Raw genomic sequence first — 26,784 nt, 5'->3', positions numbered from 1 at the left:
TCCGAAACAATTGCTTGACAACAGCACGCAAATCCGTAGAATTCGATCTCACAGGCGCGGGATGGAGCAGCCTGGTAGCTCGTCGGGCTCATAACCCGAAGGTCGTCGGTTCAAATCCGGCTCCCGCAACCAGATTCGAGAAAAGGCCACTGTTAACGCAGTGGCCTTTTTCTTTGCGCCTCAAAAAGTAATCGCGAGAAAGTGTCGATAAATCAAAGACTAGCGCTTGACACCTATTCGATTAACTGTAGAATGCGCCCCACAGACGCGGGATGGAGCAGTCTGGTAGCTCGTCGGGCTCATAACCCGAAGGTCGTCGGTTCAAATCCGGCTCCCGCAACCAGCTTTAAGAAAAGGCCACTGTTAACACAGTGGCCTTTTTGTTTGCCTGAAGAAAAGCGTTGCGGGCAAATTTGAGAAATCAACACATACAGCTTGACACCCTATCGCCAAGCTGTAGAATGCGCACCTCTGACGCGGGATGGAGCAGCCTGGTAGCTCGTCGGGCTCATAACCCGAAGGTCGTCGGTTCAAATCCGGCTCCCGCAACCATATTCGTCAGAACAAACCCCGCCTGTGTAACAGCAGCGCGGGGTTTGTTGTTTCTACCCTCCCCGCTTTTCGTCGCCTCGAATTCCGCCGCCCTCAAGCTAACCCTCAGGCTTGAGAGGTCTTGCCCTGCATGAACTATCTTTAACCCTGCCGGACGGCTGAAAGTCACGTTGCCCGGAGTAATATCCGGATACGTTTTCCAAAGGGACTTTCACTTGGCCGCACCTTTCCTTCACCTCGCGCTGCACGCACGGGGCATTTCATGACTTCGCACAATCCCGAACCTCCGGTGCCGCTCGCCTCGGCGCTGCCCGGTGCTGTGCAGCGCCTGCCCTTGCTCGAACGCCTCAGCCGCTACCGCCAGCCTATCGGCCTGGCCGTGACCCTGTTGCTGTTCACCATGGCCCTGATTGCCTGCCGCCACCTGCTGAGCGAGCTGGACATCTATGCCTTGCACGACGCCATGCTCAGTGTCCCGGTGCAGTCGTTGCTGGGCGCCTTGCTGGCGACAGTGGCCGGTTTCGTGGTCCTGCTGGGCTACGAGTGGTCAGCCAGCCGCTATGCCGGGGTCAAGCTGCCGGCAAGCAGCCTGGTATTGGGCGGTTTCAGCGCCTTTGCCATTGGCAATGCCATTGGCCTGTCGATGCTCTCGGGCGGCTCGGTGCGCTACCGCTTGTATGCACGCAAGGGGCTGGGTGCTGGCGAAGTGGCGCGCATGACCGTTTTTGCCAGCCTGTCGCTGGGCTGCGCACTGCCGCCCCTGGCCGCCTTGGCGACCTTGAGCAACCTGCCGGCGGCCTCGAGCGCACTGGGTTTGGCGCCAGGGTTGCTGGCGGGCATCGCCAGCGCCGTGCTGATAGCCTCTGCCCTGCTGGTTATCGGCTTGTACCGCCGGCGCCTGGCCGAGCAACCATTGGCCAACAACCTGCTCGTGCAACTGGGGCGGCGCACCCTGCGCCTGCCGGATGCACGGCTGGCCGCCCTGCAATTGCTGATCACCGCGCTGGACGTGGCGGCAGCCGCTACCGTGCTGTACCTGCTGCTGCCCGAAGCACCGCCTTTCGGCGCGTTCGTACTGGTGTACCTGCTGGCCTTGGCCGCGGGTGTGCTCAGCCACGTGCCGGGCGGTGTCGGGGTGTTCGAAGCAATATTGCTGGCAGCCTTTGCCGACCCGCTCGGTGCCGCGCCACTGGCCGCCGCCCTGCTGCTGTACCGGCTGATCTATGTGGTACTGCCACTGCTGTTGGCCTGCGTGTTGCTGTTGGCCAACGAGGCCCGGCGCCTGCTGTTCGCGCAACAAGCCATCAAGGCGGCCTCGGGGCTGGCCGCACCCATCCTGTCGATCCTGGTGTTCCTCTCCGGCGTGGTACTGCTGTTCTCCGGCGCCACACCCGAAATCGACACACGCCTGGAACACATGGGCTTCCTTGTGCCCCACCGGCTGATCGATGCCTCGCACTTCGGCGCCAGCCTGATCGGCGTGCTGTGTCTGCTGCTGGCCCAAGGCCTGCGTCGGCGCCTGTCGGCCGCCTGGCTGCTGACCACCGTGCTGCTGCTGGTCGGCGCCCTGTTGTCGCTGCTCAAGGGTTTTGACTGGGAAGAGGCCAGCCTGCTGACCTTTACCGCCACCCTGCTCGCCCTGTTCCGCCGCTCGTTCTACCGCCCCAGCCGGCTGATGGAGCTGCCGTTTTCGCCCGTATTCCTGGTGGCCAGCGCCTGTGTGGTTGGCGCATCGGTGTGGCTGCTGCTGTTTGCCTACCAGGATGTGCCATACAGCCATCAGCTGTGGTGGCAGTTCACCCTCGATGCCGACGCCCCACGCGGCCTGCGCGCCGCCATGGGCAGCGCCTTGTTGCTGGCGGCCCTGGCGCTGACCTGGCTGCTGCGCACCGCCCCGCCGGTCATCCACCTGCCCGACGCAGAAGAACTGCAACGGGCCAACCGCATTCTGCTAGCCTCCGACCAGCCTGATGGCGGCCTGGCGCTGACCGGCGACAAGGCGTTGCTGTTCCACCCGCGGGACAATGCCTTCCTCATGTATGCCCGGCGCGGTCGCAGCCTGGTGGCGCTGTACGACCCCATCGGCCCTGCCCAGGAACGCGCCGAGATGATCTGGCAGTTCCGCGACCTGTGCGACCTGCACCACGCGCGGCCGGTGTTCTACCAGGTGCGAGCGGAGAACCTGCCGTTCTACATGGACATCGGCCTGACCGCGCTGAAGCTGGGCGAAGAAGCCCGGGTCGACTTGCGCCGCTTCGACCTCGAAGCCAAGGGTAAGGAGATGAAAGACCTGCGCTACACCTGGAACCGCGGTGGGCGCGATGGCCTGAGCCTGGAGATTCACGAGCCCGGCCACGCCCCAATGGTAGAACTGAAGGAAATTTCCGACGCCTGGCTCGGTGGCAAGAACGTACGCGAGAAAGGCTTCTCGCTGGGACGCTTCAGCCCGGACTACCTGCAGCACTTCCGGATTGCCCTGATCCGCTTCCAGGGCCGCCCGGTGGCCTTCGCCAACTTGCTGGAAACCCACGGCAACGAACTGGCCAGCCTTGACCTGATGCGCGCCCACCCCGAGGCACCCAAGCTGACCATGGAATTCATGATGATCGGCCTGATCCTGCACTACAAAAGCCATGACTACGGGCGCTTCAGCCTGGGCATGGTACCGCTTTCCGGCCTGCAGCCGCGGCGCGGCGCCCCTCTGACCCAGCGCCTGGGCTCGATGGTGTTCCGCCGTGGCGAGCAGCTTTACAACTTCCAGGGGCTGCGGCGCTTCAAGGACAAGTTCCAGCCGGACTGGGAACCCCGTTACATGGCCGTGCCAGCCGGGCTTGACCCGCTGGTGGCGCTGGCCGACACCGCCGCCCTAATTGCTGGTGGCCTGACTGGATTGGTGAAACGTTGATGACCCGACGCTATTGGCTGTACCTGCTGGTTCCCCTGTTGCTGGCTGCCCTGGGTGGCGCGCTGGCCTTCTGGCTGTGGACGCGCCCGGCCCCCGAGGCGCGCCTGGAGCAACTGAGCCTCAATGACACCAGCATCACCCGCGTAACCCCTGGCGTGCACCCCAAGGTCCGCGTGGCCATCGGTGTACCTCAAGACCAGGCACTGAGCGACAAGCAACTGCTGGACCTGGCCCAGGCCGGTGAAGCACAACTGGTGCAGGTGATCCTGCCGCCCAACGATTGCAGCAAGCAGCAACAGGCGATGGACCATGCCCTGACACAACTGCCGGAAAAACCCAACCTGGTCGCCGGTATCGGCCCTGGTGCGGCCCAGGCCTGGCGCTGGCTGGCCGAGCAGAACGATGACAAGGCCCGGGCGATTTCCGTGGACTTCACCGTCGAGCAACCTGGCTGCCAGGCGCCGCTGCCCAAGTCGGCTGCCCATGGCCACTGGAACGTCGCCTGGAACGACAACCCGGATGACGCCAGTGCCGCGTTTGTGCGCGACCAGGCCAATGCCGAAACCAGCATCAGTGACTACGACATCCACCTGCCGCAGGTGCTCAAGGCTCAGTTGACCCAGGCCCTGGTTGGCCACGACGGCAACGCGCTGGCGATCCCGGTGGTTGAAGTGCCGGCCGGGCAGACCACCGACACCGTTACCCTGTTCCTCTCCGGTGACGGCGGCTGGCGCGACCTGGACCGCGACGTCGCCGGGGAAATGGCCAAGCTGGGCTACCCGGTGGTGGGCATCGACACCCTGCGCTACTACTGGCAGCACAAGACCCCGGAGCAAAGCGCCGCCGACCTGTCCGAGCTGATGCAGCATTACCGGCAGAAGTGGGGGACCAAGCGCTTTGTACTGGCGGGTTACTCGTTCGGCGCCGACGTGCTGCCGGCCATCTACAATCGCCTGCCGGCCGAGGATCAGCAGCGTATCGACGCGGTGATGCTGCTGGCTTTTGCCCGCAGCGGCAGCTTCGAGATCGAAGTCGAAGGCTGGCTGGGCAAGGAGGGCCAGGAAGCGCCAACCGGGCCGGAAATGGCCAAGCTGCCGGCCTCCAAGGTGGTGTGCGTGTATGGCATCGAGGAAACCGACGAAAGCGGTTGTACCGACGGGACGGCCGTGGGCGAACGCATGAAGCTGCCAGGCGGCCACCACTTCGATGAGAACTACTCGGCGCTGGCCAAGCGCCTGATTGGCGAGATCGAGACACGCCAGGGCAAGTCGAGTGTGGCTGAGCAGAACTGACGTCTACCCCTTACAGCCCTGACGCGGACCGTATAGGAGCGGCCTTGCGTCGCGATGGGCCGCGCAGCAGCCCCTGGATTTGCGCACAAATGCACAAATTGCCGGGGCTGCTGCGCAGCCCATCGCGACGCAAGGCCGCTCCTACAGGTTCTGTGCATGCCTTGAAGGTGATGCAGGCCAGCTGGGAGTGCGGCCTTGAGGCCTACATTACCCCTCAGATCTCAACCTGGGTCCCCAGCTCGATCACCCGGTTCAGCGGTAGGTTGAAGAAACGCAAGTTACCGTTGGCATTCTTCAGCAGGAATGCAAACAGGTTGCCACGCCAGCGCGACATCCCCTCCAGCCTTGAAGCAATCACCGTCTCACGGCTGAGGAAGTAGGTGGTGCGCATCGGGGTGAAGTCCAGGCCGTCCAGGTGGCACAGCTTCAACGCCGCGGGCACGTCCGGTTCGTCCATGAAACCAAAGTGCAACAGCACGCGGAAGAAGCCGTCACCATAGGCCTCTACCTCGAAGCGCTCCTGCTCAGGCACCCGTGGCCGGTCTTCACTGACCACGGTCAGCAACACCACCTGGCTGTGCAGCACCTGGTTATGCAGCATGTTGTGCAACAGCGCATGCGGTACGGCATCGGAGCGCGCGGTCAGGAACACCGCCGTCCCTTCGACCCGGTGCGGTGGCTGAATACGGATGCTGCTGATAAACAGCGGCAATGGCAGCGCACCTTCATCAATACGTTCGACCAGGATCTGCTTGCCGCGCTTCCAGGTACTCATCAGCAGGAACAGCACACCACCCGCCAACACCGGGAAGGCGCCGCCCTGCACGATTTTCGGCACGTTGGCGGCAAAAAACAGCCCATCCACGAACAGGAAGCCCACCAGAATCGGCACCGCCAGCACGGGCGGCCACTTCCACAACAGCAGCATCACCGCCGATACCAGAACAGTGGTCATCAGCATGGTGCCGGTCACCGCCACGCCGTAGGCCGCCGCCAGGGCACCGGACGACTCGAAGCCGATCACCAGCAGCACCACACCCACCATCAACGTCCAGTTCACCGCACCGATGTAGATCTGCCCCTGTTCGTCGCTGGAGGTGTGCTGGATCTGCATGCGCGGAATGTAGCCCAGCTGGATGGCCTGGCGGGTCAGGGAGAAGGCCCCGGATATCACTGCCTGCGAGGCGATCACCGTGGCCATGGTGGCCAGCCCGACCAACGGCAGCAGCGCCCAGCCCGGCGCCAGCAGGTAGAACGGGTTACGTGCCGCGTCCGGGTTCTGCAGCAGCAGCGCCCCCTGGCCAAAGTAGTTGAGCACCAGCGCCGGCAGCACCAGAATGAACCAGGCCCGGGCGATCGGCTTGCGGCCGAAGTGGCCCATGTCGGCGTACAGCGCCTCGGCACCGGTCAGGGCCAGCACCACCGCGCCAAGAATGGCTACGCCCATGCCAGGGTGAACCACGAAGAAGTTCACCGCCCAGCCCGGGTTGAAGGCCTTGAGCACCTCCGGGCTTTGCGAGATGCCGTGCACGCCGAGCGCGCCCAGCACCACGAACCAGGTGACCATGATCGGGCCGAACAGCTTGCCGATCTTCTCGGTACCGTGCTTTTGCACCAAAAACAGCGCCACCAGCACCACCAGCGAAATCGGCACCACCCAGTGGTCGATGCCATCGAAGGCCAGGCCCATGCCCTCCACCGCCGACAGCACCGACACCGCCGGGGTGATCATGCTGTCGCCATAGAACAGCGAAGCGCCGACCAGGCCACAGATCACCATCAGTGTGCGCAACCGCGGATAGGCCGCCGTGGCCCGCCGCGCCAGCGCGGTCAGCGCCATGGTGCCGCCCTCGCCCTGGTTGTCGGCGCGCAGGATGAACATCACGTACTTGAACGACACCACCCACAGCAACGACCACAGGATCAGCGACAGGATCCCCAGCACGCCATCATGGTTGACCGGCACCCCGTATCCGCCGGTGAAGACTTCCTTGAGGGTATACAACGGGCTGGTGCCGATATCGCCATAAACCACCCCGACCGCCGCCACGAGCAGGCCCAGCGACCGCGCCGCGCCCTGCTTCCCCTCGTGCCCGCCCTCAGCGTGACTGCTTGCCTGAACCATCGACCACTCCCGCAGACGGCCATCACGGCCTTTAGTATTCACTTTGCCACCAGGCCCTTGAAGGCACCTCGGCGCAACGGCGCGAAGCATAGCGCAGCGTTCGTCGTATTTCTGCTGGTCAAGCGACCCCGCGCTCGCTAGAATTGCGCACTTTTTGATCAGAGGCGCCGAAAGCGCCCGTCAAGATCGCCCCCGATTCCGGCCGGGCGACCTGCATTCAATACCGAGGTTAGTCATGTCCACCACGCCCGCCACCCCGAAGGTAGGTTTCGTAAGCCTGGGTTGCCCAAAAGCCCTGGTCGATTCTGAGCGCATCCTGACCCAGCTGCGCATGGAAGGCTATGAAGTCGTGCCCACTTACGAGGACGCCGACGTGGTGGTGGTCAACACCTGCGGCTTCATCGACAGCGCCAAGGCAGAGTCGCTGGAAGTGATCGGCGAAGCCATCAAGGAAAACGGCAAGGTCATCGTCACCGGCTGCATGGGCGTCGAAGAAGGCAGCATCCGTGACGTGCACCCGAGCGTGCTGTCGGTCACCGGCCCGCAGCAGTACGAGCAGGTGGTCAACGCTGTGCACGAAGTAGTGCCGCCGCGCCAGGACCACAACCCGCTGATCGACCTGGTGCCGCCACAGGGCGTCAAGCTGACCCCGCGTCATTATGCCTACCTGAAGATCTCCGAAGGCTGCAACCACAGCTGCAGCTTCTGCATCATCCCGTCGATGCGCGGCAAGCTGGTCAGCCGCCCGGTAGGCGAAGTGCTGAGCGAGGCAGAGCGCCTGGTCAAGGCCGGGGTCAAGGAAATCCTGGTGATTTCCCAGGACACCAGCGCCTACGGCGTCGACGTCAAGTACAAGACCGACTTCTGGAACGGCCGCCCGGTCAAGACCCGCATGCTCGAACTGTGCGAAGCACTGAGCAGCCTGGGTGCCTGGGTCCGCCTGCACTATGTGTACCCGTACCCGAACGTTGACGACGTGATCCCGCTGATGGCCGCCGGCAAGATCCTGCCGTACCTGGACATCCCGTTCCAGCATGCCAGCCCGAAAGTGCTCAAGTCGATGAAGCGCCCGGCGTTCGAAGACCGCACCCTGGCACGTATCAAGAACTGGCGCGAGCAGTGCCCTGAACTGGTCATTCGCTCCACCTTCATCGTCGGCTTCCCGGGCGAAACCGAAGAAGACTTCCAGTACCTGCTGGACTGGCTGACTGAAGCCCAGCTGGACCGCGTCGGTTGCTTCCAGTACTCGCCAGTTGAAGGCGCCCCGGCCAACGACCTGGGCCTGGCCGAAGTACCGGACGACGTCAAGCAGGAACGCTGGGACCGCTTCATGGCCCACCAGCAGGCCATCAGCACTGCCCGCCTGCAACTGCGTATCGGCAAGGAAATCGAGGTGCTGATCGACGAAGTGGAAGAGCAAGGTTCGGTTGGCCGCAGCTTCTTCGATGCGCCGGAAATCGATGGCAGTGTGTTCATCGATGGCGACCACGGCTTCAAGCCAGGCGACAAAGTGCGTTGCCGTGTGGTGGATGCCGACGAGTACGACATGTGGGCTGAGCCTGTCTAAAACGTCTGCAGCTTGGAAGCTCAGTCAAGCATCTGGGGGCCGCGTTGCGGCCCATCGCTGGCAAGCCAGGCTCCCACAGGTACTGCACCTGGCTTGAGGCCGATGCAATCGGGGTGGGAGCTGGCTTGCCGGCGATGGGCTGCGCAGCAGCCCCAGTAGCTTTGACTGACTGGCACCAGGCGCAGGGGCTTTTCGTCAGAACGTGTGAAACAGCATCAACCCGCCTTCGGCAGCCGGGCTGGCATCAGAGAACCCTTTGACCGCGTAAAGCTGCACTTTCCACTGCTGGTTGAGCTTGTGGGTGAGAAACAGGGTCAGTTCCTGGATTTGCGAGCCCGTCGAGACCACTTTCTGCCGCCAATCGTATGAGGCGCCTGCCGAAGTCCCCGTCGCCACCGGTATGGCGAAACCGAGGCTGGCGAAGATCGGGTCGTCGAAATCGCTGTCGGGCGGGTCACCGAACTTCTTCCAGCCCAGCGTGGCGAAACCGGTGACCGGGCCAAAGCCTTTGGTCATATCAACCTGGGCGGTGTAGTCGTACTCACCGGTGCCCAGGCACTGGTCTTCATCGGCCGTGGGAAATTTGACCTTGCCGATCAGGTCGAGCATCAGGCCGCCGTCACTGCCATCGAGCAGCGCATACCCGGCGCTGGCAACCGTGTCACCCAACCCGCTTTCTACATCATGGCAACCGCCTGGCAGGGGGTCACCATTGGGGCCGACTTCGGGGTTGGTGATGCGCAACCAGGGCACGGTGACCTTGTAGGTCATGGGGCCGGTCTCGTATTTGCCGACCAGCGGGACGTACCAGATTTCCGAAGTGGTCCCCGTGCCGTAGTCACCCGTTGAATAGTCCGTGCCCGTGGCAATGCTGAAGGTAGCGGCCAGGGCCGACGCACTGGTACATGACAACACGCAGGCGATAAGAGAGAGCGCGGGTCTCATCGGCACCTCAGGTCGTTTCGGGAAGTGTGTTCGGACTTACCCAGCCTAGTCGGCTAACGCCCGGATCGCTCTGGATGCTCGATTTTTTCGGGCGCCTCGACCTTCTCGACTTTTTCTACCTTTTCGACCTTCTCAGGCTTCTCGACCTTTTCGACCTTTTCGACTCTTTCTACCTTCTCCACTTTCTCGACCTTTTCAGGCTTCCCGACTTTCTCCACCTTTTCGACTTTCTCGACCCTCTCTACCTTCTCGACTTTCTCTACCTTCTCGACTTTTTCCGGTTTTTCGACTTTTTCTACCTTCTCGACCTTTTCAACCTTCTCGGTCTTTTCCACCTTTTCGACTTCGACCTTCTCCACCCGATTGGAACGCCCGCTGTTGCTACTCTCGGTTCGCTCCACGGTTTCGACATGTTCCGACTTGCCAGACTTGTCGACGCGTTCAGAACTGCCACGCCCAGCGGAATCCTCAACGGCGCTGCGCCCGCTGTGATCACCACTGCTTTCACTGCGCACCTCGGTCGTAGCGTTGCTACCAGCGCCTGCGGAGTCGTCCGTGTCATGCCCGCTGCCATGTCCCGAATGGTCCCTGTGCGGAGTGTCACCCCGATCATCCTGGAACTCCACGCGAGTTGCCCGTAGCTCGTGAGTACCACTGAGCACCCCACTCACCCGTACGCGCTGATCGAGCGCCTGCTTGCCGACGATCACCGTCCCCTGCCCCAGCGTGACATTGATACCCGCGACCACCCACTGCCGCGCCTGTGTGCGTTGCACCAGCCCTTCGACCATCACTTGCTGCACACGGCCAGCAAACGGCAGGCTCGGGTCTGGGCGGGTTTGCGCCACCTCCAGCTGGCGCCCCGTCCACTGGCCACGCACCAGCACTTCCCGGGCAGGGGCTACGCGGGTGCCCAGCCTCAGCCCCTGCAGGTTGCCTGGGCTGTCGATCGCGCCAATCACACTGGCCTCCCTGAGGCCGGGGGCCCGTTCGATACGGGTAGCCACCACTTCGCCGCGGGCATTGCGCAGGCCGCTGACCTTGACCGGCTCGCCCGGGCGCAGCCCTTCGGCCACCCGTGCGCCAGCGGCAAGCCGCACCGGCTGGCCCATGACCCGCAGCGGTGCAGAGGCATTGGGCAACGCCGTCAACGGTCCTTCGAACACGTTGAGGATCGAAATGCGCCCGGCTTGCAGGCCACGCTGGGTAGCAAATGCCTCTACCGCCACCACCTGCCCGATGGCCAGGTGGCCACTGCTGGCGGGTGCGCCGTTTTCACTGACCGGCACGTCCTTGCCATAGTGCACTTCCATGCCGTTGACGCAGATCGAGGCGAAGCCGGTGATGGTGCCGACGATACCGGTACCCCCTGTACCGCCAGGGCGCAAGATCGGGGCGCCAGTACCCCCGACACCACCGTGACCGTGGTCGAGGTAGGCTCCGTCCACACCGTCGGCCACCGCCCCCGTACCGCCCGTGCCACCGGGGCGCTGAGGAAGTGGCGCGCCGGTACCGCCAACACCGCCGTTGTCACTGCGTACACCTGTACCGCCGACCCCGCCCGCCCTACCACCGGTACCGCCAGGGAACTGCAAGCTTGCGGCACCGGCCATACCCACTTCGTCACGGCTGACGCATACCGGCGCTGCCGCCACCTCGGCAGGCGTCAGCAGGCTCACCCCGAAAACCAGGGCGAACGTGACGGCACTGAGGCAGCGCGCAAGCAGGGTCATGGGCCGGGTGTCTTCGACAATTCAGGGTCGGTTGCTTCAGTGTAGAAATAAAGCCCGACAGTGATGCGCTGACGTTGCTCGGCGCTGGGCGCATCCGTGCTTTCCAGCTCAGCAGAAAGCCGGCTGATGGCAAGCAGTGCCTGCATGCCATCCTTCGCAACCATTTCCCGCAATTGTTCGACGCTGGCCGGGCTCAGGGCATCGTAGTGCACGCTGCGTTCGAAAAACGGCGGGCCTTCGCTACTGAGGTTGTGCACCGCAGCGCAGGCATGGTCATGCAGGTTGTGGCCGAAGTACGCGGCCTTTTCTTCAAAGCCCTTCTGCGGCACGAAGGCCTGGGCTTCCAGGTGCACACAATCCTGCTCATCAAGCCGCACCACCCCCAGGCGCAACCACTCATCCAGCACCACCCGTCCGCGGATATCCGTACTGACCTTGGCCACCAGGGCATCGAACGAGCAATCCCCCCCCACACTGGCCAGCCGCGGCAGCGCCAGCGCCTGCCCAGGCCGCGAGCAGAATGGCGGGCTGGTAGTCCAGACAGTGACCAACTGTGCGCCCAGCGTGATGTTTTCCGGCAGGGCCTCGCACGCCACTCCCGCGTCACTGCGCAGGCGCCGGACATCCTTGCGATGTACGCCTGTCAGCAGGCTGATGCGGCTGTCGGTTGGGGGAGTATCGTTCAGGCGAAACTCGCGGTGGGCCACATCGACGAACACCTCCTTGAGCAGGTCGGCGAACACCGTGTAGGTAACCCCTTTGCGCAGCATCAGGCGTACCAGCGGGCGCATGACACGCCGCAGTGCACTTAACATCGACGGGGGCAAGGCAGGCGATTGCATCGAGCGCATTCCTTGACAGAGGAACCGAGTATACGACGCGGGAAAACATCCCACACCCAGTGCAGCCACTTCTCGACAGGAACCAGAAAAAGCTGTCGGCGCTCATCGCCAGGACATGATAAGGGCCAGGCTGGCCGGAACCTGCTCACGCAAAACCCGTCCGCTGGGTTTTGCATGGGCTGCTGCACGTCAGCGCCAATCAGCTTCTGCTGTTGTCATCACCCGGTTCACCACCCACATGATTGCCGTGATCATCACCAGGTTCACCGCCAACATGATTGCCGTGATCATCGCCAGGCTCGTCGCCGACATGATTGCCATGATCGTCCCCGGGCTCACCGCCAACATGGTTGCCATGATCGTCACCGGGCTCACCGCCAACGTGGTTGCCGTGATCGTCACCAACGTGATTGCCATGATCATCACCCGCTTCAGCATGACTACTGCTGCGCCCGGAGTTTGCGTTGCCGTCATGGCCCTGACCGTCATGGCCGCTGCCACTGTTGCCGGCATGCCCACCGCCCTCGCCGCCACTGCCGTGGCCACCACCGCTGCCGCTGCCACCGCCGTGACCGCCACCACCGCTGCCGCCTCCACCACCGTGACCGCCGCCGCCGCCGCTGCCACCACCACCGTGACCACCGCCACCACCGCTGCCACCACCACCGCCGTGACCACCACCGCCACCGCCGCCATGACCACCACCACCACCACCGTCTTTGGCATAGGCACTGGCCCCATGGGAAATCGAGTCAGGGATCAACACAATTGACGCCGACAGCACGCCAGCTACGGCAGCCGCGAGCAGAGCCTTCTTGAATAGCAGGTGGATTTGCATAGTCCGTCTCCAGGTCTTCGCCACGAGAACGCCAGGTCAGTCAGGAATTCTATTGTCAGTTTGTTCTTTTCACTGCGTGGGATTTTTTCCCACATCAAATTAATAGACCCCGCCAGCCCGGCGTTCAAGCGCCGCGCAAACAAGCCGACCAGTGGTTGGCCTGCTATGTTTTCCCTATCGCCACGGAGGAACTCGGCATGCCTGCGCCACTGACGCTGCAAACCCCGCGCTTGAGCGACTACAGCGAACTGGTCCAGGTGTGGGAGGACTCGGTACGCGCCACCCACGACTTCCTGCCAGAGGGCTACATCCTGCTGTTGCGAGAACATGTGCTGCGCCGCTACCTCGACGCCGTGATGCTGATCTGCTGCAAGGACCGCCAACGCATCTGTGGCTTCGCCGGGGTCGCCAATGGCCGGGTGGACATGCTGTTCGTCGCACCGGCCTACCGTGGCCAAGGGGTTGGCAAGCGCCTGCTGCGCTATGCCATTAACGAGCTGAATGCCGAATGCCTGGACGTCAACGAGCAGAACCCACAAGCCTTGGGCTTCTACTTGCATGAAGGTTTCGAAGTGATCGGCCGCTCAGCCACCGACGGCCTGGGGCAACCCTACCCCTTGCTGCACATGAGGCTGATGCGTACAAACCCCTGAGTGGCGACTGAATATGCCGCGGCAGGTCGGCAAAATGGCGCAACTGACACAGATTCCCATCATCAACCGCGTAGGGGCAGGTACAATGGTGGTCTTTCCCTGCCTTTGCGAATTGCCCCATGTCTGAACCCGTCCGCCTGTCCAAACGCCTTATCGAGCAACTTGGCTGCTCCCGCCGCGAGGCCGAGCAGTACATTGAAGGAGGCTGGGTAACGGTCGATGGCGTGGTGGTCGAGCAACCGCAGTTCAAGGTCGAGCAGCAGCGCGTCGAATTGCTGCCGGGTGCCCGTGCCGAAACCCTCGAGCCGGTAACCCTGCTGTTGAACCAGCCCGCCGGCATGGACAGCGAAACCGCCCGCGCCAGCATGAACATGGGCAGCCTCAGCGAAGCCCACCGTGAGGGTGTGCGCGCCTTGCACGGGCATTTTGCCCGTCAGGCCTGCATAGCGCCGCTGGAGCGCGGTGCCAGCGGCCTGCAGGTGTTTACCCAGGATTGGCGGGTAACCCGAAAGGTCGAAGCCGACCTGCGCCGCCTGGAGCAGGAGTTTGTCGTTGAAGTACGCGGCGAGACCACGCCCCAGGCGCTGGAGCGCCTGGCCCGCGGCGCCACCCGCAATGACCGCGAGTTGCCCAAGGCCAAGGCCAGCTGGCAGAACGAGACCCACCTGCGCATGGCCTTGAAAAATCCGCAGCCCGGTCAGATCGCCGAGCTGTGCGCTTACTTGCGCCTTGAGCTGGTCAGCATGCGCCGTATTCGCCTGGGTGGCGTGTCGATGGGCAAGTTGCCGCTGGGCCAATGGCGCTACCTGGCCACTACCGAACGTTTCTAAGCAATACGCCGCGCTGGAACGCGCGGCTACTGAACAGGATTTTGCAGCAATGAACCACAACGACGTCCTGCGCAGCCTGCGCTACATGCTCAAGGTGAACGACGCCAAGATGGCCGAGATCATCGGGCTCTCCGGGCTTGAAGTGAACCCCTTGGTGCTGGCCACCTACCTGAAAAAAGAGGAAGAGGAAGGCTTTGTGCGCTGCCCGGAACGGGTGATGGCGCACTTCCTCGATGGCTTGGTGATCTACCGCCGCGGCAAGGATGACAGCCGCCCGCCGCAGCCGGTCGAGCTGCCGGTCACCAACAACCTGATCCTCAAGAAGCTGCGGGTTGCCTTCGAACTCAAGGAAGACGACCTGCACGCGATCCTCAAGGCGGTCAACTTCCCGGTCAGCAAGCCTGAACTCAGCGCGCTGTTCCGCAAGGCCGGCCACGACAACTACCGCCCGTGCGGCGACCAGTTGCTGCGCAACTTCCTCAAGGGCCTGACCTTGCGCGTGCGCGGCTAGGTGGCCATGCAGCATACGGTTGCCCCGGTCGGCATCGTCCGCTCCTGCTTCAAGGAGAAGTTCGCTATCCCGCGGCAACCGCAGCTGGCCCCCGCCGCGCGCGGTGTGCTGGAGCTGCTGCCGCCGTTTGACCAGGGTGATGCAGTAGAGGGCCTGGAGCAGGTCAGCCATGTGTGGCTGCTGTTTCTGTTCCATCAGGCCCTTGAAGACAAGCCGCGCCTGAAGGTGCGGCCACCGCGCCTGGGTGGCAACAAGAGCATGGGCGTGTTTGCCACCCGCGCCACCCACCGGCCCAATGGCATCGGCCAGTCGGTGGTGCGCCTGGAGGGCGTCGAGCCTGGGCGCCTGTTGCTGTCCGGGATCGACCTGCTGGACGGCACGCCAGTGCTGGACATCAAGCCCTATGTACCCTATGCCGACAGCATCGCCGACGCCCGCAACCAGATGGCCAGCGCCGCGCCTGCGGCCATTGCCGTGCAGTGGGCCGACAGCGCCCTGCCCCAGGCCCGCGAGCATGCGCTTCGGTTGGGTGAGCCGCTGGTGGAGCTGATCGAGCAATGCCTGGCGCAGGACCCACGCCCGGCCTACCAGGTGCCACCGGCGGAGCGGGTGTATGGGGTAAGGTTCTGGGATGTGCAGGTGAGGTGGCATTACCCGCAGCCGGAGCAAATCCGGGTATTGGAGGTGGTGCTGGCCTGACCTCGACCCAAGCCTGTTCGCGGTCCCTTGTAGGAGCGGCCTTGCGTCGCGATTGGGCTGCGTAGCAGCCCCGGCAATCTTGCAGGATGGCGGAAATCGTGGGGCCGCTACGCGCCCCGATCGCGACACAAGGCCGCTCCTACAAGGGGACCGCGCAGGCATGAAAAAGGCGACCAGAAGGTCGCCTTTTTCGTTTTTACCGCAACGCTATCAACGAGCCGGGCCTTCCGCCACGCCCAGGTCGTCGGTCGGGCGGGTATCGACTAGCGGTGCACCGCCGGAGGCCAGCTCCGAAGCCAGCTTGTCGTTGTCCATTTCGTTGACCCACTTGGCCACAACCACGGTCGCCACAGCGTTGCCGACCAGGTTGGTCAGGGCGCGGGCTTCGGACATGAAGCGGTCGATGCCGAGGATCAGCGCCAGGCCGGCTACCGGCAGGTGGCCAACCGCCGACAGGGTGGCAGCCAGGACGATGAAGCCCGAACCGGTAACGCCGGCAGCACCTTTGGACGCCACCAGCAGCACCAGCAGCAAGGTGATCTGGTGGGTGATGTCCATGGTGGTGTCAGTCGCCTGGGCGATAAACACTGCAGCCATGGTCAGGTAGATCGAGGTGCCGTCGAGGTTGAACGAGTAACCGGTCGGGATGACCAGGCCAACCACCGACTTCTTGGCACCCAGGCGCTCCATCTTGGCCAGCATGCGTGGCAAGGCCGATTCCGAGGAAGAAGTGCCCAGCACGATCATCAGCTCTTCACGGATGTAGCGGATCAGCTTGAGGACACTGAAGCCGTGAGCGCGGCAGATACCGCCCAGCACCACCAGCACGAACAGCAGGCAGGTGACGTAGAAGCAGGCCATCAGGTAACCCAGCTGTACCAGCGAACCGACACCGTACTGGCCGATGGTGAAAGCCATGGCGCCAAAGGCACCGACCGGAGCCAGCTTCATGATCATGTTGATGATGTTGAACATGACATGGGCGAAGCGGTCGATCAGGTCCAGCACCGGCTTGCCGTAGCTACCCAAGCGGTGCAAGGCGAAGCCGAAGATTACCGAGAACATCAACACCTGCAGGATGTCGCCGTTGGCGAAGGCACCAACCACGGTGTTAGGGATGATGTTGAGCAGGAAGCCGACGGTGGTCTGCTGCGCGCCGGCGGCGGCGTAGGCTGCCACGCTGCTGGCGTTCAGGGTGCTGACGTCGATGTGCATGCCAGCGCCTGGCTTGACCACGTTGACGACGACAAGGCCGATGATCAGGGCGATGGTGGAGACGATTTCAAAGTACAGCAGCGCGTAGCCGCCAGTCTTGCCGACCGACTTCATGCTCTGCATGCCGGCGATGCCGCTGACCACGGTACAGAAGATGATCGGGGCGATGACCATCTTGATCAATTTGACGAAGCCGTCACCCAGCGGTTTCAGGGCAACGCCGGTTTCGGGGTAGAAGTGGCCGAGCAGGATGCCGATGGTGATGGCGACCAACACCTGGACATACAGGGATTTGTACAGCGGCTGACGTGTCGTCATGGCTAATCTTCCTCAAGTGTGCCGGTTCACCCTTCCCAGGGTGATGGGGCACCTGAATCGCTAACCCTCCTGCACCTGGAGGGATTTGTCGTTGTGTTCGAGCTGCCTGGGCAGGCCTCTGCGAAGATCAATAGCAAGGGTGGTGCCAAAATGCCCATCAAGGGTGCAAAGGCCATGTTTGCCTGGGATAAATGCCCAACGACAGGGCGATTTGGCTGAGGAAGGCTGGCGGATTTCCGCCTGGTGGCGGGATTTGTACGGGGAAGTATGGCGGGAATCCGCCCCTTTGTGGTTTGCCTGTGCCGGCCCTTTCGCGGGAATCCGCTCTTGCGGGTTGCCTGTGCCGGCCTCTTCGCGGGTAAACCCGCTCCTACAACGATCGCGTACCGTTGTAGGAGCGGGTTTACCCGCGAAGAGGCCGGCAAAACCAGCCAATCACTCCAGGCTGAAAGTAATTCTGAAGGCAGCACCGCCCAAAGGCGAATCCCCCAGGCTCAATTCGGCGTCATAGCTGTCGACAATATCCTTGACCACCGCCAGCCCGATCCCCTGCCCCGGGTGCTGGCTGTCCAGCCGCTCGCCACGCTCGAGAATCCGCTCACGCTGATTGGCCGGCACACCCGGCCCGTCGTCCTCGATACACAAGGTCAACCGCCCCGGTGCCTGCTGCAAACTTACCCGCACCTGGCTCAGGCTCAGCCGGTAGGCGTTCTCCAGCAGGTTGCCGAGCATTTCCAGTAACGCGCCCTGCTCCATCGGCACCTGAGCCGCATCGGGCAAATCCAGTTCCACGTCTACCCGTTTATCGCGGTAAACCTTGGCCAAGGTGCTGCACAGGCTGTCGAGCAACGGCCGCAACAACACGCTGTGGCGAACCAGGCCACTCTTGCGCAGGCTGGCGCGCTGCAGTTGGTAATCGATCTGCTGGCTCATGCGCTCGATCTGGCTTTGCAGCACCCGCGCCTGCTCACGCTCGCCGCTGCGCTGCTGCAAGCATTCGCCCACGCCCTGCAGCACCGCCAGCGGGGTTTTCAGGCTGTGCGCCAGGTCGTCCAACGAATCGCGGTAGCGTGTGCGCTGCTCACGCTCACTGCGCAGCAGGCGGTTGAGCGAGCGGGTCAGGCGCAGCAACTCGCGCGGGTGCTCGCCGCTCAAGCCATCGCGGGCGCCCGACTCCACCTCGTCCAGCTCATGGCTGAGCCGGCGCAACGAGCGCAGGCCCCAGGTCAGGCCGGCCCACAGCAATACCAACAGCGCCAACAAGGCCGCGCCAAAGCCAAGGTAGAGCTTTTCGCGCAGGCCATTGAGGGTGGCCTTGTACTCGCTCACCGGCTGCAGGGCGACAATGCTGTAGGCGGCGCTCTGGCCACCCAGCAGTTTGATTTCGACGTCGTAGACAAAGAACTCTTCGCCATCGGACTGGTGAATGCGGGCAAATTCGTTGCCGCGCCCGTCATAGCGCGGGCGATAGTTGATGTGCCGGTCGGCAGTGGCACGCGACTGCCAGACCAGGTTGCCGTCGCGGTCGAAGATATACCCGAGCAAGCCGGTGTACGGCAGGTTGTAGCGCTCGTCCGGCAGCAGCGTTGGCATCTGCAACTGGCCATGCTCGATGCGCGCCGCCGATATCAGCGTGGTCACATCCGAAGCCAGGCGCTGCTCGATCGACTCTTGCAGGGCCAGGCTGAAGGCTTTCTGCAAGGCGGGTAGCAAGGCCAGCATGAACAGCAGCGCCAACACGGCGGCGGCCAGCATCAGGCGCACGCGCAGCGAGCGGATCATCGGCAGCGCTCGGTGAATAGGTAGCCCAGGCCGCGTACGGTATCGATTGGTTTGAAGCCATGTTCGCCCTCAAGCTTGCGCCGCAGGCGGCCGACCAGCACCTCGATCACATTCGGGTCACGCTCCTCATCACCCGGGTACAACTGCTCCATCAGGCGGTCCTTGGCCACCACCTGCTGGTGATGGCGCATGAGGTATTCAAGGATGCGGTACTCGTAGGCGGTCAGCGCCAGGGGCTGTTCGTCGAGGGTGGCTTGCTTGCGGTTGAGGTCGAGCACCAACGGGCCGGCGGCGATGGTCGACTGGGTGAAGCCGCTGGAGCGGCGCAGCAAGGCATTGAGGCGCGCTTCGAGTTCTTCGAACTGGAACGGTTTGACCAGATAGTCGTCAGCCCCGGCAGCCAGGCCCTCGACCTTGTCCTGCCAGTTGCCACGTGCGGTAAGGATGAGAATGGGGAACGTCTTGTCCTGGCTGCGCAAGCGCGTGATCAACTCAAGGCCACTGATGCCAGGCAGGCCCAGGTCGATGATGGCCAGGTCGAAGTGGTACTGCCCGGCCTGGTACAGCGCCTCTTCGGCATCGGCGACTGCCTCGACCACATGGCCGCTTTCGCCCAGGCGGGTGTAGAGGTGATGGCGAAGCAGGGCTTCGTCCTCGACCACCAGCAGTTTCATGTGCAGCTCCTTGATTTGTGTTGCCTGTGGCGGCCTCTTCGCGGCTAAAGCCGCTCCTACAAGGGAAACGCACTCCTTTGTAGGAGCGGCTTTAGCCGCGAAGAGGCCGCCACAGGATAACGCGACTCGCCCGTCAGAACTTGTAGGAAGCAGCCAGGTAAGTCTGCGCGCTGCTGGTCAGGCGCAAGGTACCGTCCTTCGGCCCGCCATGCGCACCCACTTCGGTCGCAGCATTGGTGCGCAGATAGCGGTAGCCCAGTTCGACCGAGGCCTTGTCGGTGATGTCCTGGATCACACCGGCCTGCAGGCCGTAGGCATAACCGTAGTCGGTATCGCGGCTGGCGCCTGGCGAGTCCTGGGTGAGTTTGGTCATGCCCAGGCTGCCGCCGCCGAACAGTTTGGTGGTATCACCCACTGGCAGGAACAGGTCGTAGCTGCCCAGCAGGTTTTCCTGGCGCAGCTTCAGGCCGCTGTGGTCGCCCGAGACGTTGTCATAGGTCATGTAGTAGCGGCCCTGATCATTGATCTTGCCCACTCGCACACCCCAGGTGTCATCCTTGCCGATGATACCGTCGGCGTTGAGGTTGTCGGTGTTGCGCTGCAGCAGGCCGGACTTGCGAACCTTGTCGCTGGTCTGGCCGTAGGTCAGGCTGGCAAAGTTGTCGTCGGCGGCCTGGGCGGTGGTGATGCCAGCGGCACAGACGGCCATGGCGGCAAGCAGGGTGTTGAAGGTTTTCATGGCAGGTTACTCCAGTTGGGTGCGCTGTTTCGGTCTGGAAGCTAGAGTAAGCAGGGCACCCTGAACCGCGACTGAACCCTGACTGAACCTCGGCTGAACGAACTGATTGCCGAACAAGGAGTAGTGCCCATGCGTGTCCTGCTGGCCCTGACCCTGATGTGCAGCGCCGCCCTCGCCCAGGCGGCGGTCCAAACCCGCGAAATTCCTTACCAGGACACCGACGGCAACCGCCTGGTCGGCTATTACGCCTACGACGATGCCGTCGAAGGCAAACGCCCCGGCATTGTCGTGGTGCATGAGTGGTGGGGGCTGAACGACTACGCCAAACGCCGCGCCCGCGATCTGGCGGCGCTGGGCTACAACGCGCTGGCCATCGACATGTATGGCGACGGCAAGCACACCGAGCACCCGCAGGATGCCCAGGCGTTCATGGCGGCGGCGATGAAAGACCCTGCGGCGGCGGCCAGGCGCTTCGACGCCGGCCTTGAGCTGCTGAAGCTGCAACCGAATACTAACAAACATGAGCTGGGCGCCGTCGGCTACTGCTTCGGCGGCAAGGTGGTGCTGGACGCTGCGCGCCGTGGCGAGAAGCTGGACGGTGTGGTGAGCTTCCATGGCCCACTGGCCACACAGACCCCGGCCAAGCCGGGCGTGGTGCGCGCGGATATCCTGGTCGAGCATGGTGCGGCGGACAGCATGGTTACCGCGCAACAGGTAGAGGCGTTCAAGGCCGAGATGGATGCAGCCAAGGTCAACTATCAGTTTGTCAGTATCGAGGGGGCCAAGCATGGGTTTACCAACCCGGATGCGGACCGCTTGAGCCATGGTGAACATGGCGGGCCGGACATTGGCTATAACAAGGCAGCGGATGAGCGTTCGTGGGCGGATATGCAGGCGTTTTTCAAGAAGGTATTCAAGTAGAGATCGCCGGGGCCGCTTTGCGGCCCATCGCCGGCAAGCCAGCTCCCACAAGTACAGCGCCAGCCTCAGGCCTTGTGCGCCACCTGGGAAAGCTCAGGCTTTTGCGCAACCTGTGGGAGCTGGCTTGCCGGCGATTGGGCTGCGAAGCAGCCCCAACTATTCCACCTCCCACACCGCCGTCTCGGCTGGCACAATAGCCCCCATGAACACACTCCCCGCCTGCTGCGCCCCGCTCCAGCAACACTGGCCCCTGCCACGCCCATTACCCGGCGCAGTGCTGGTCAGTTGCGCCTTCGACCCCGCCCACCTGGCCGCTGACGACTTCCAGCGTGCCGGCATCGTCCCCAGCGCCAGCCTGCAACGCTCAGTGCCCAAGCGCCAGGCCGAGTACCTGGCCGGCCGCGTATGCGCCCGCGCCGCGTTGCAGCGCCTGGACGGCCGCGACTACGTACCCGGCACCCACGAAGACCGCTCGCCCATCTGGCCCAGCGGCATTCGTGGCTCGATTACCCACGGCAAAGGCTGGGCCGCCGCAGTGGTCGCCGCCGAGGGCAGTTGCCAAGGCCTGGGGCTGGACCAGGAAGCCCTGCTCGATGATGAGCGCGCCGCGCGGCTGATGGGTGAAATCCTCACCCCGGCCGAGCTTGAACGCCTCGACCGCCGCCAGCTCGGGCTGACGGTCACCTTGACCTTCTCGCTGAAGGAAAGCCTGTTCAAGACCCTCTACCCGCTGACCCGCCAGCGCTTCTACTTCGAACACGCCGAAGTGCTCGACTGGTCCGCCAACGGCCTGGCACGCCTGCGCCTGCTCACCAACCTGTCACCGCAATGGCAACAGGGCGCAGAGCTGCAAGGCCAGTTCTGCCTGCAGCACGGCCACCTGCTCAGCCTGGTCAGCGTCTGACCTTTACAGCGGCGCCTGCTGCCGCGGCCAATTCAGGCTGAAGCAGGCACCGCCCAGCGCTTCACTGCGCCCCACGGTGGCCCGCCCGGCGTGCCAGTAGATGATCCGCCGCACAATCGACAGGCCCAGGCCATGCCCGCCCGAGGCACGGGTACGGCTGTCGTCAAGGCGGGTGAACGGCGTGAAGATGCGATCCCAGACACCTTCAGGTATACCTGGGCCGTCGTCTTCCACATCAATGCGGCAGCGTTGCTGCCCCAACTGGTAGCTCAGGCGCACCTGCGATTCGGCATGGCGCATCGCATTGCCGACCAGGTTCTGCAGCGCCCGGTGCAGGTAGCGCGGCTCGGCCTCGACCCAGGCGCCGTCGGCATCCGCGCCCTGACACTCACCGCGCACCACGCGCACATCGGCACGCAGTGGCGCCAGCTCTGCGATCACCCGGTCAAGCAAGGCATCCAGGTCGACCCGCTGGAATTGCAAGGCCGGCGCGCCCTGCTCCAGGCGTGCGTAGGTGAGCATCTCGTCAACCAGCTTGTCGAGGTCCTGGATATCGCCGTCCATGCCGGCCAGGTGCTTGGCGCGCGCCTGCTCGGTGCTGGCGCTTTCAATCATCTCCAGGCCAAACCGCAGGCGTGCGACCGGCGTGCGCAGCTCGTGGGACACCGCCCGCACCAGTTCGCGCTGCATGGTCAGCGAGCGCTGCAGGTGCTCGGCCATGCCGTTGAAGGCAGCGGCCAGCCGCCCCACCGAGTCGGCGTCGCCGGCCGGTACGCGGGTGTCCAGGCTGCCCTGGGCGATGCGCGTGGCGGCCATTTCCAGGCCAGACACACGGCGCTCCAGCTGGCGCACCAGCAGGTAGACCACCAGGCCGATCAGGCACAAGCCAAGGAACGCGATCAGGATGAGCAACTGCGGCGGGTATGGGTTGAGCTGGTACAGCGGGCCGATTTCCAGCACCCAGGGCGAGCCGGCGAGCCCGGCGAATACCCGGATCGAATCGCCATCCCTGCCCAGCGCCATCACCGTATCGCCTTCCTCGACCCGGCGCCGCTGGTCATCGTCCAGGTTGACCCGCTCGATGCGCTGCAGGGCAACACCAAAGCCGAAGCCCTTTTCCTGCTTTATCTGAGCCAGACGCTGCTGCTGTTCGGTTACCGGGTAACGCACCAGTTCGTCGGTCAGGAGGTAAAGAGTAGCCCGCGCCAGCTGCTCGCTGATCTGTTTGATCTGTGCCACCAGCATCAGGTCTTCCTGGCCGACCTTGCGCAGCACTTGTGCCGCATGCGGGCCAGTCTTCTCGACCACCACCAGGCCACGGTACAACCGTGCTCGCTGGCCGCCGTCGAGGCTGCGCGCGGTCATCGGCTGCAGCGTCAGCGGCACGCCGAGCAGGCGCTCCCAGATCAGCAGCGAGCGCTTGCGTTCGGTGTCGTTCTGCATGGCCAGGTTGTCGGCCATCAGGCTGAAGGTGCCCTGGGCCAGGCCCTCGCGGTGCTGGGCGGCGCGCACTTCGTTGACCAGGTGCAGGCTGAGCACGCCGAGCAGGGCCACCAGCACCAGCACGGCCAGCATCCCGCCGTATATCCGCAGGAAGATCGAATTGTTCATGGCGCCTCGCCGACGAACAGGTAGCCCTTGCTGCGCAGGGTCTTGATCAGCCGGGGCTGGATGGGGTCATCGCCTATCTTCGGGCGTATCTTTGAGATGCGGATGTCGATGGAGCGGTCCTGGCCGTCGTAGCCGACGCCGCGCAACGCGGTGAAGATCTGCTCGCGGGTCAGCACCCGCCCGGCGTTGCTGGCCAGCAGCCAGAGCAGGTCGAATTCGGCGCCGGTCAGTTCGATCAACTGTTCGCCCAGGCGCGCCTCGCGCAGGCGGTTGTCGATGCGCAGTGCGCCGAAGGCCAGGTCGTGGCGCTTGCTGTCGAGCGCATCGCTGCGGCGCAGCAGGGCCTGGATGCGCGCCAGCAGCAGGCGTGGGCGCACCGGTTTGCACACGTAATCGTCGGCGCCCAGGTCCAGGCCCTGAACCTGGTCGAGTTCGTCGCTGCGGGCGGTAAGCATGAGGATCGGGCCGGGGAATTGACTGCGCACCCGACGGCAGATGCTCAGGCCGTCCTCGCCGGGCAGCATCAGGTCGAGGATGACCAGGTCGGGCTGGCTGTCCACTATGCGCCGAGCGGCGCGGGCGCCATCGCCTTCCACCGCGACCTCGAAGCCGTTGGCGTGCAGGTATTCGGCGGTGAGTTCGGCCAGGCGCTGGTCGTCTTCGACAATGAGGATACGGGGTGCGGGGTGGTCCATGGCATTGGCCCTTTTTATTCTTTGGATCGCATCAGCGCCTTCGAGCGTATGACTGTAGATCTTTGGTGTCTATGAAATCGAGCGCCGCCCGCGCGGCGCTTCGCGGGGCAAGCCCGCTCCCACAGTCTGTTTCGGGCCAATCACTCCTGTGATTTCACTGCTGGCCGCCTTGTTTGTTCCATTCGAAATCGGCTCCGCCACTGCTCTTCATCAATTTCAAGCCATGGACCTAGGGTGCGCGCGCCAAAGGCACAGGAATAATTGGCCCGAAACAGATGTGGGAGCGGCCTTGTGCCGCGAAGCGCCGCGCGGGCGGCGCTCGATCTGACAGGCAACAACCAGCTACAGGCATGCACCTGCCCCCCTCGACTGAACCGTTTTTTGTGGTAGGGTGCGCCCCCGAAAAAAACTGCTTCGGGGCACCAAGGCGCAGAAAAATACTGCAAACCACTTGGCACAAGGCCTACAGCGAATACCCACCATTCACTCACAAAGTACACACAAGTTATCCACAGGCGCTCGCCTTGCAAAGCCCCCAATACCGCATTATCTTGTATCCCGATCGCAGCGAACCACTAGATATAGGGGTTCGTGCAAAATCACACATAAAAGTCAACCCGCAAGATCAAGCGATTTTGCCGGTGGAACTTCAGGTGATTTCAGCAGCCAAACCGCTCCTGCGGAGGCGACCGAGGCAAGCCCTTCCGGGGTCTTGTTCGGGTATGGGTGTTGCAGGCCAGGCCTGGCATCCATCAGCAACAGTTTTTGGGCCCGGCCCAGAACCTTTGACTTCGGCCAGGGAGCGGCAAGCTATTGCCCCTTATTCCTGAGTCTGTCCCGAAGTCGGTACGCCCGCGCGGGCGGATGCGCATGCCATTGCGCGTCCCCGCGAGGTTATCGAGCAAGTGGACGGAACGGTGGGCGCCCATAAGGCGCCTGAACAATATAGAAACTGTGGAGACACCCACCCATGCAAACCGACACAACTCGCGAGAACCCGCAGGCCCAGGTGCCGCAGGCCGCCGATTCCAACCAGGATCTGGCTGCCACCGCCCCCGGCCAACTGCGCGTGATCAAGCGTAACGGCACTGTCGTCCCGTACACCGACGACAAGATCACCGTTGCCATCACCAAGGCGTTCCTTGCAGTTGAAGGCGGCACCGCCGCTGCCTCGTCGCGCATCCACGACACCGTCGCGCGCCTGACCGAGCAGGTTACCGCCACGTTCAAGCGTCGCATGCCATCGGGTGGCACCATCCACATCGAAGAAATCCAGGACCAGGTCGAACTGGCCCTGATGCGCGCCGGCGAGCAGAAAGTTGCCCGTGACTACGTGATCTACCGCGACCAGCGTGCCAAGGAACGTGCCACCCGCGCCAACACCGACGCCGTGGTCGAGCCGCACCCGTCCATCCGTATCACCCTGGCCGACGGCAGCCTGGCGCCACTCGACATGGCCCGCCTGAACACCATCATCAGCGAAGCCTGCGAAGGCCTGGCCGAAGTCGATGGCGACCTGATCCAGCGCGAAACCCTGAAGAACCTGTACGACGGCGTGGCCATCAAGGACGTCAACACCGCCCTGGTGATGACCGCCCGTACCTTGGTAGAGCGCGAGCCGAACTACTCGTTCGTTACCGCCCGCCTGCTGATGGACACCCTGCGCGCCGAAGGCCTGGGCTTCCTGGACGTGGCCGACAGCGCCACCCACCACGAGATGGCCGACCTGTACGCCAAGGCCCTGCCGGCCTATGTCGCCAAAGGTATCGAGTTTGAACTGCTGAACCCTGCCCTGGCCGACTTCGACCTGGAAAAACTGGGCAAGGCGATCAACCACGAGCGCGACCAGCAGTTCACCTACCTGGGCCTGCAAACCCTGTACGACCGCTACTTCATCCACAAGGATGGCGTGCGCTTCGAGCTGCCACAGGTGTTCTTCATGCGTGTGGCCATGGGCCTGGCGCTGGAAGAGAAAGACAAGGAAGCCCGTGCGATCGAGTTCTACAACCTGTTGTCGTCCTTCGACTACATGGCCTCGACCCCGACCCTGTTCAACGCCGGCACCCTGCGCCCGCAGCTGTCCAGCTGCTACCTGACCACCGTGCCGGACGACCTGTCGGGCATCTACCACGCGATCCACGACAACGCCATGCTGTCGAAATTCGCCGGTGGCCTGGGCAACGACTGGACCCCGGTCCGTGCACTGGGCTCGTACATCAAGGGCACCAACGGTAAATCCCAGGGCGTCGTGCCGTTCCTGAAAGTGGTCAACGACACCGCCGTTGCCGTTAACCAGGGTGGCAAGCGCAAAGGCGCGGTCTGTGCCTACCTGGAAACCTGGCACCTGGACATCGAAGAATTCATCGAGCTGCGCAAGAACACCGGTGATGATCGCCGTCGTACCCACGACATGAACACCGCCAACTGGATCCC

General features: G+C 63.5%; 21 protein-coding genes and 3 tRNA genes. 13 read left to right on the top strand and 11 right to left on the bottom strand.

Going from position 1 to position 26,784, the window contains the following annotated elements; all coding sequences use genetic code 11:
- Nucleotides 1-55: 55 nt before the first annotated feature.
- The 5 genes from ACI2KG_RS11520 (at nt 56) to ACI2KG_RS11500 (ending at nt 4,749) form a co-directional block, all read left to right on the top strand.
- Nucleotides 56-132 (top strand) — tRNA-Met (locus ACI2KG_RS11520).
- Nucleotides 133-266: 134 nt separating this feature from the next.
- Nucleotides 267-343 (top strand) — tRNA-Met (locus ACI2KG_RS11515).
- A gap of 132 nt (nt 344-475) precedes the next feature.
- Nucleotides 476-552, top strand: a tRNA-Met gene (locus ACI2KG_RS11510).
- A 262-nt stretch (nt 553-814) separates the two neighbouring features.
- A complete protein-coding gene (gene mprF / locus ACI2KG_RS11505) occupies nt 815-3,457 on the top strand; it encodes a bifunctional lysylphosphatidylglycerol flippase/synthetase MprF (protein ID WP_404661996.1) in 2,643 nt (880 codons plus the stop codon).
- The gene (locus ACI2KG_RS11500) at nt 3,457-4,749 is read left to right on the top strand and encodes a virulence factor family protein (RefSeq protein ID WP_404661995.1); all 1,293 of its coding nucleotides are present in this window, start codon (nt 3,457-3,459) and stop codon (nt 4,747-4,749) included. Before mprF ends, ACI2KG_RS11500 begins: the two co-directional genes overlap by 1 nt.
- Before the next feature lie 214 nt (nt 4,750-4,963).
- On the opposite strand, the gene ACI2KG_RS11495 is transcribed toward ACI2KG_RS11500, so the two are convergent.
- Complete coding sequence (locus tag ACI2KG_RS11495; protein WP_400613349.1) at nt 4,964-6,874, bottom strand: potassium transporter Kup; 1,911 nt, start codon at nt 6,872-6,874, stop codon at nt 4,964-4,966.
- 235 nt (nt 6,875-7,109) lie between these two features.
- Between ACI2KG_RS11495 and rimO the strand changes: the two genes are divergently transcribed.
- A complete protein-coding gene (gene rimO, locus ACI2KG_RS11490) occupies nt 7,110-8,441 on the top strand; it encodes a 30S ribosomal protein S12 methylthiotransferase RimO (RefSeq protein ID WP_201207575.1) in 1,332 nt (443 codons plus the stop codon).
- Between the two features lie 195 nt (nt 8,442-8,636).
- Here rimO and ACI2KG_RS11485 read toward each other — a convergent pair whose 3' ends face one another.
- The 4 genes from ACI2KG_RS11485 to ACI2KG_RS11470 all read right to left on the bottom strand — a co-directional run bounded on the left by ACI2KG_RS11485 (nt 8,637) and on the right by ACI2KG_RS11470 (nt 12,799).
- Nucleotides 8,637-9,386, bottom strand: coding sequence for a hypothetical protein (locus tag ACI2KG_RS11485; RefSeq protein WP_404661994.1), 750 nt, complete (start codon nt 9,384-9,386; stop codon nt 8,637-8,639).
- Between the two features lie 53 nt (nt 9,387-9,439).
- Nucleotides 9,440-11,119 carry a DUF5666 domain-containing protein gene (locus ACI2KG_RS11480; RefSeq protein ID WP_404661993.1) on the bottom strand — a complete coding sequence of 560 codons (1,680 nt, stop codon included), beginning with the start codon at nt 11,117-11,119 and terminating at the stop codon, nt 9,440-9,442.
- The gene (locus ACI2KG_RS11475; protein ID WP_404661992.1) at nt 11,116-11,961 is read right to left on the bottom strand and encodes a DUF6502 family protein; all 846 of its coding nucleotides are present in this window, start codon (nt 11,959-11,961) and stop codon (nt 11,116-11,118) included. The genes ACI2KG_RS11480 and ACI2KG_RS11475 overlap by 4 nt, the downstream gene beginning before the upstream one ends.
- Nucleotides 11,962-12,160: 199 nt before the next feature.
- Nucleotides 12,161-12,799, bottom strand: coding sequence for a hypothetical protein (locus tag ACI2KG_RS11470; protein ID WP_404661991.1), 639 nt, complete (start codon nt 12,797-12,799; stop codon nt 12,161-12,163).
- 197 nt (nt 12,800-12,996) lie between these two features.
- Between ACI2KG_RS11470 and ACI2KG_RS11465 the strand changes: the two genes are divergently transcribed.
- From ACI2KG_RS11465 to tsaA, 4 genes are all read left to right on the top strand, one after another.
- Nucleotides 12,997-13,452: a GNAT family N-acetyltransferase gene (locus ACI2KG_RS11465; RefSeq protein WP_404661990.1), complete on the top strand. Its 456-nt coding sequence runs from the start codon at nt 12,997-12,999 to the stop codon at nt 13,450-13,452.
- A gap of 119 nt (nt 13,453-13,571) precedes the next feature.
- Nucleotides 13,572-14,282 (top strand): rRNA pseudouridine synthase, encoded by a 711-nt coding sequence (locus ACI2KG_RS11460; protein WP_404661989.1) that lies wholly within the window; start codon nt 13,572-13,574, stop codon nt 14,280-14,282.
- 49 nt (nt 14,283-14,331) lie between these two features.
- Nucleotides 14,332-14,793, top strand: a complete 462-nt coding sequence (locus ACI2KG_RS11455; RefSeq protein WP_400613330.1) for a DUF1456 family protein — start codon at nt 14,332-14,334, stop codon at nt 14,791-14,793.
- A gap of 6 nt (nt 14,794-14,799) precedes the next feature.
- On the top strand, nt 14,800-15,492 hold the full coding sequence (tsaA, locus tag ACI2KG_RS11450; RefSeq protein WP_400613327.1) for a tRNA (N6-threonylcarbamoyladenosine(37)-N6)-methyltransferase TrmO: 693 nt from the start codon (nt 14,800-14,802) through the stop codon (nt 15,490-15,492).
- Nucleotides 15,493-15,702: 210 nt separating this feature from the next.
- On the opposite strand, the gene ACI2KG_RS11445 is transcribed toward tsaA, so the two are convergent.
- From ACI2KG_RS11445 to ACI2KG_RS11430, 4 genes are all read right to left on the bottom strand, one after another.
- Complete coding sequence (locus ACI2KG_RS11445) at nt 15,703-17,025, bottom strand: dicarboxylate/amino acid:cation symporter (RefSeq protein ID WP_404661988.1); 1,323 nt, start codon at nt 17,023-17,025, stop codon at nt 15,703-15,705.
- A 435-nt stretch (nt 17,026-17,460) separates the two neighbouring features.
- The gene (locus ACI2KG_RS11440) at nt 17,461-18,807 is read right to left on the bottom strand and encodes an ATP-binding protein (protein ID WP_404661987.1); all 1,347 of its coding nucleotides are present in this window, start codon (nt 18,805-18,807) and stop codon (nt 17,461-17,463) included.
- Nucleotides 18,804-19,481 (bottom strand): response regulator, encoded by a 678-nt coding sequence (locus ACI2KG_RS11435; RefSeq protein ID WP_025340281.1) that lies wholly within the window; start codon nt 19,479-19,481, stop codon nt 18,804-18,806. The genes ACI2KG_RS11440 and ACI2KG_RS11435 overlap by 4 nt, the downstream gene beginning before the upstream one ends.
- A 133-nt stretch (nt 19,482-19,614) precedes the next feature.
- Entirely contained in the window at nt 19,615-20,220 is a 606-nt protein-coding gene (locus tag ACI2KG_RS11430) for an outer membrane beta-barrel protein (RefSeq protein ID WP_201207853.1), read from the bottom strand.
- A 129-nt stretch (nt 20,221-20,349) separates the two neighbouring features.
- Between ACI2KG_RS11430 and ACI2KG_RS11425 the strand changes: the two genes are divergently transcribed.
- The gene (locus tag ACI2KG_RS11425) at nt 20,350-21,141 is read left to right on the top strand and encodes a dienelactone hydrolase family protein (protein ID WP_404661986.1); all 792 of its coding nucleotides are present in this window, start codon (nt 20,350-20,352) and stop codon (nt 21,139-21,141) included.
- Between the two features lie 202 nt (nt 21,142-21,343).
- Nucleotides 21,344-22,045 (top strand): 4'-phosphopantetheinyl transferase, encoded by a 702-nt coding sequence (locus ACI2KG_RS11420; RefSeq protein WP_404661985.1) that lies wholly within the window; start codon nt 21,344-21,346, stop codon nt 22,043-22,045.
- A gap of 3 nt (nt 22,046-22,048) precedes the next feature.
- Here ACI2KG_RS11420 and ACI2KG_RS11415 read toward each other — a convergent pair whose 3' ends face one another.
- Nucleotides 22,049-23,656: an ATP-binding protein gene (locus tag ACI2KG_RS11415; RefSeq protein ID WP_404661984.1), complete on the bottom strand. Its 1,608-nt coding sequence runs from the start codon at nt 23,654-23,656 to the stop codon at nt 22,049-22,051.
- Nucleotides 23,653-24,351, bottom strand: a complete 699-nt coding sequence (locus tag ACI2KG_RS11410) for a response regulator (RefSeq protein WP_404661983.1) — start codon at nt 24,349-24,351, stop codon at nt 23,653-23,655. Before ACI2KG_RS11410 ends, ACI2KG_RS11415 begins: the two co-directional genes overlap by 4 nt.
- Before the next feature lie 970 nt (nt 24,352-25,321).
- Between ACI2KG_RS11410 and ACI2KG_RS11405 the strand changes: the two genes are divergently transcribed.
- A partial coding sequence (locus ACI2KG_RS11405; protein ID WP_404661982.1) for an ATP cone domain-containing protein occupies nt 25,322-26,784 on the top strand: 1,463 nt, incomplete at its 3' end.

This window comes from Pseudomonas sp. NPDC089407, assembly GCF_044900445.1.
Lineage (GTDB): Bacteria > Pseudomonadota > Gammaproteobacteria > Pseudomonadales > Pseudomonadaceae > Aquipseudomonas.
Note: the sequence above shows the minus strand (reverse complement) of the source record. Positions and strands in the feature narration are given on the sequence as shown.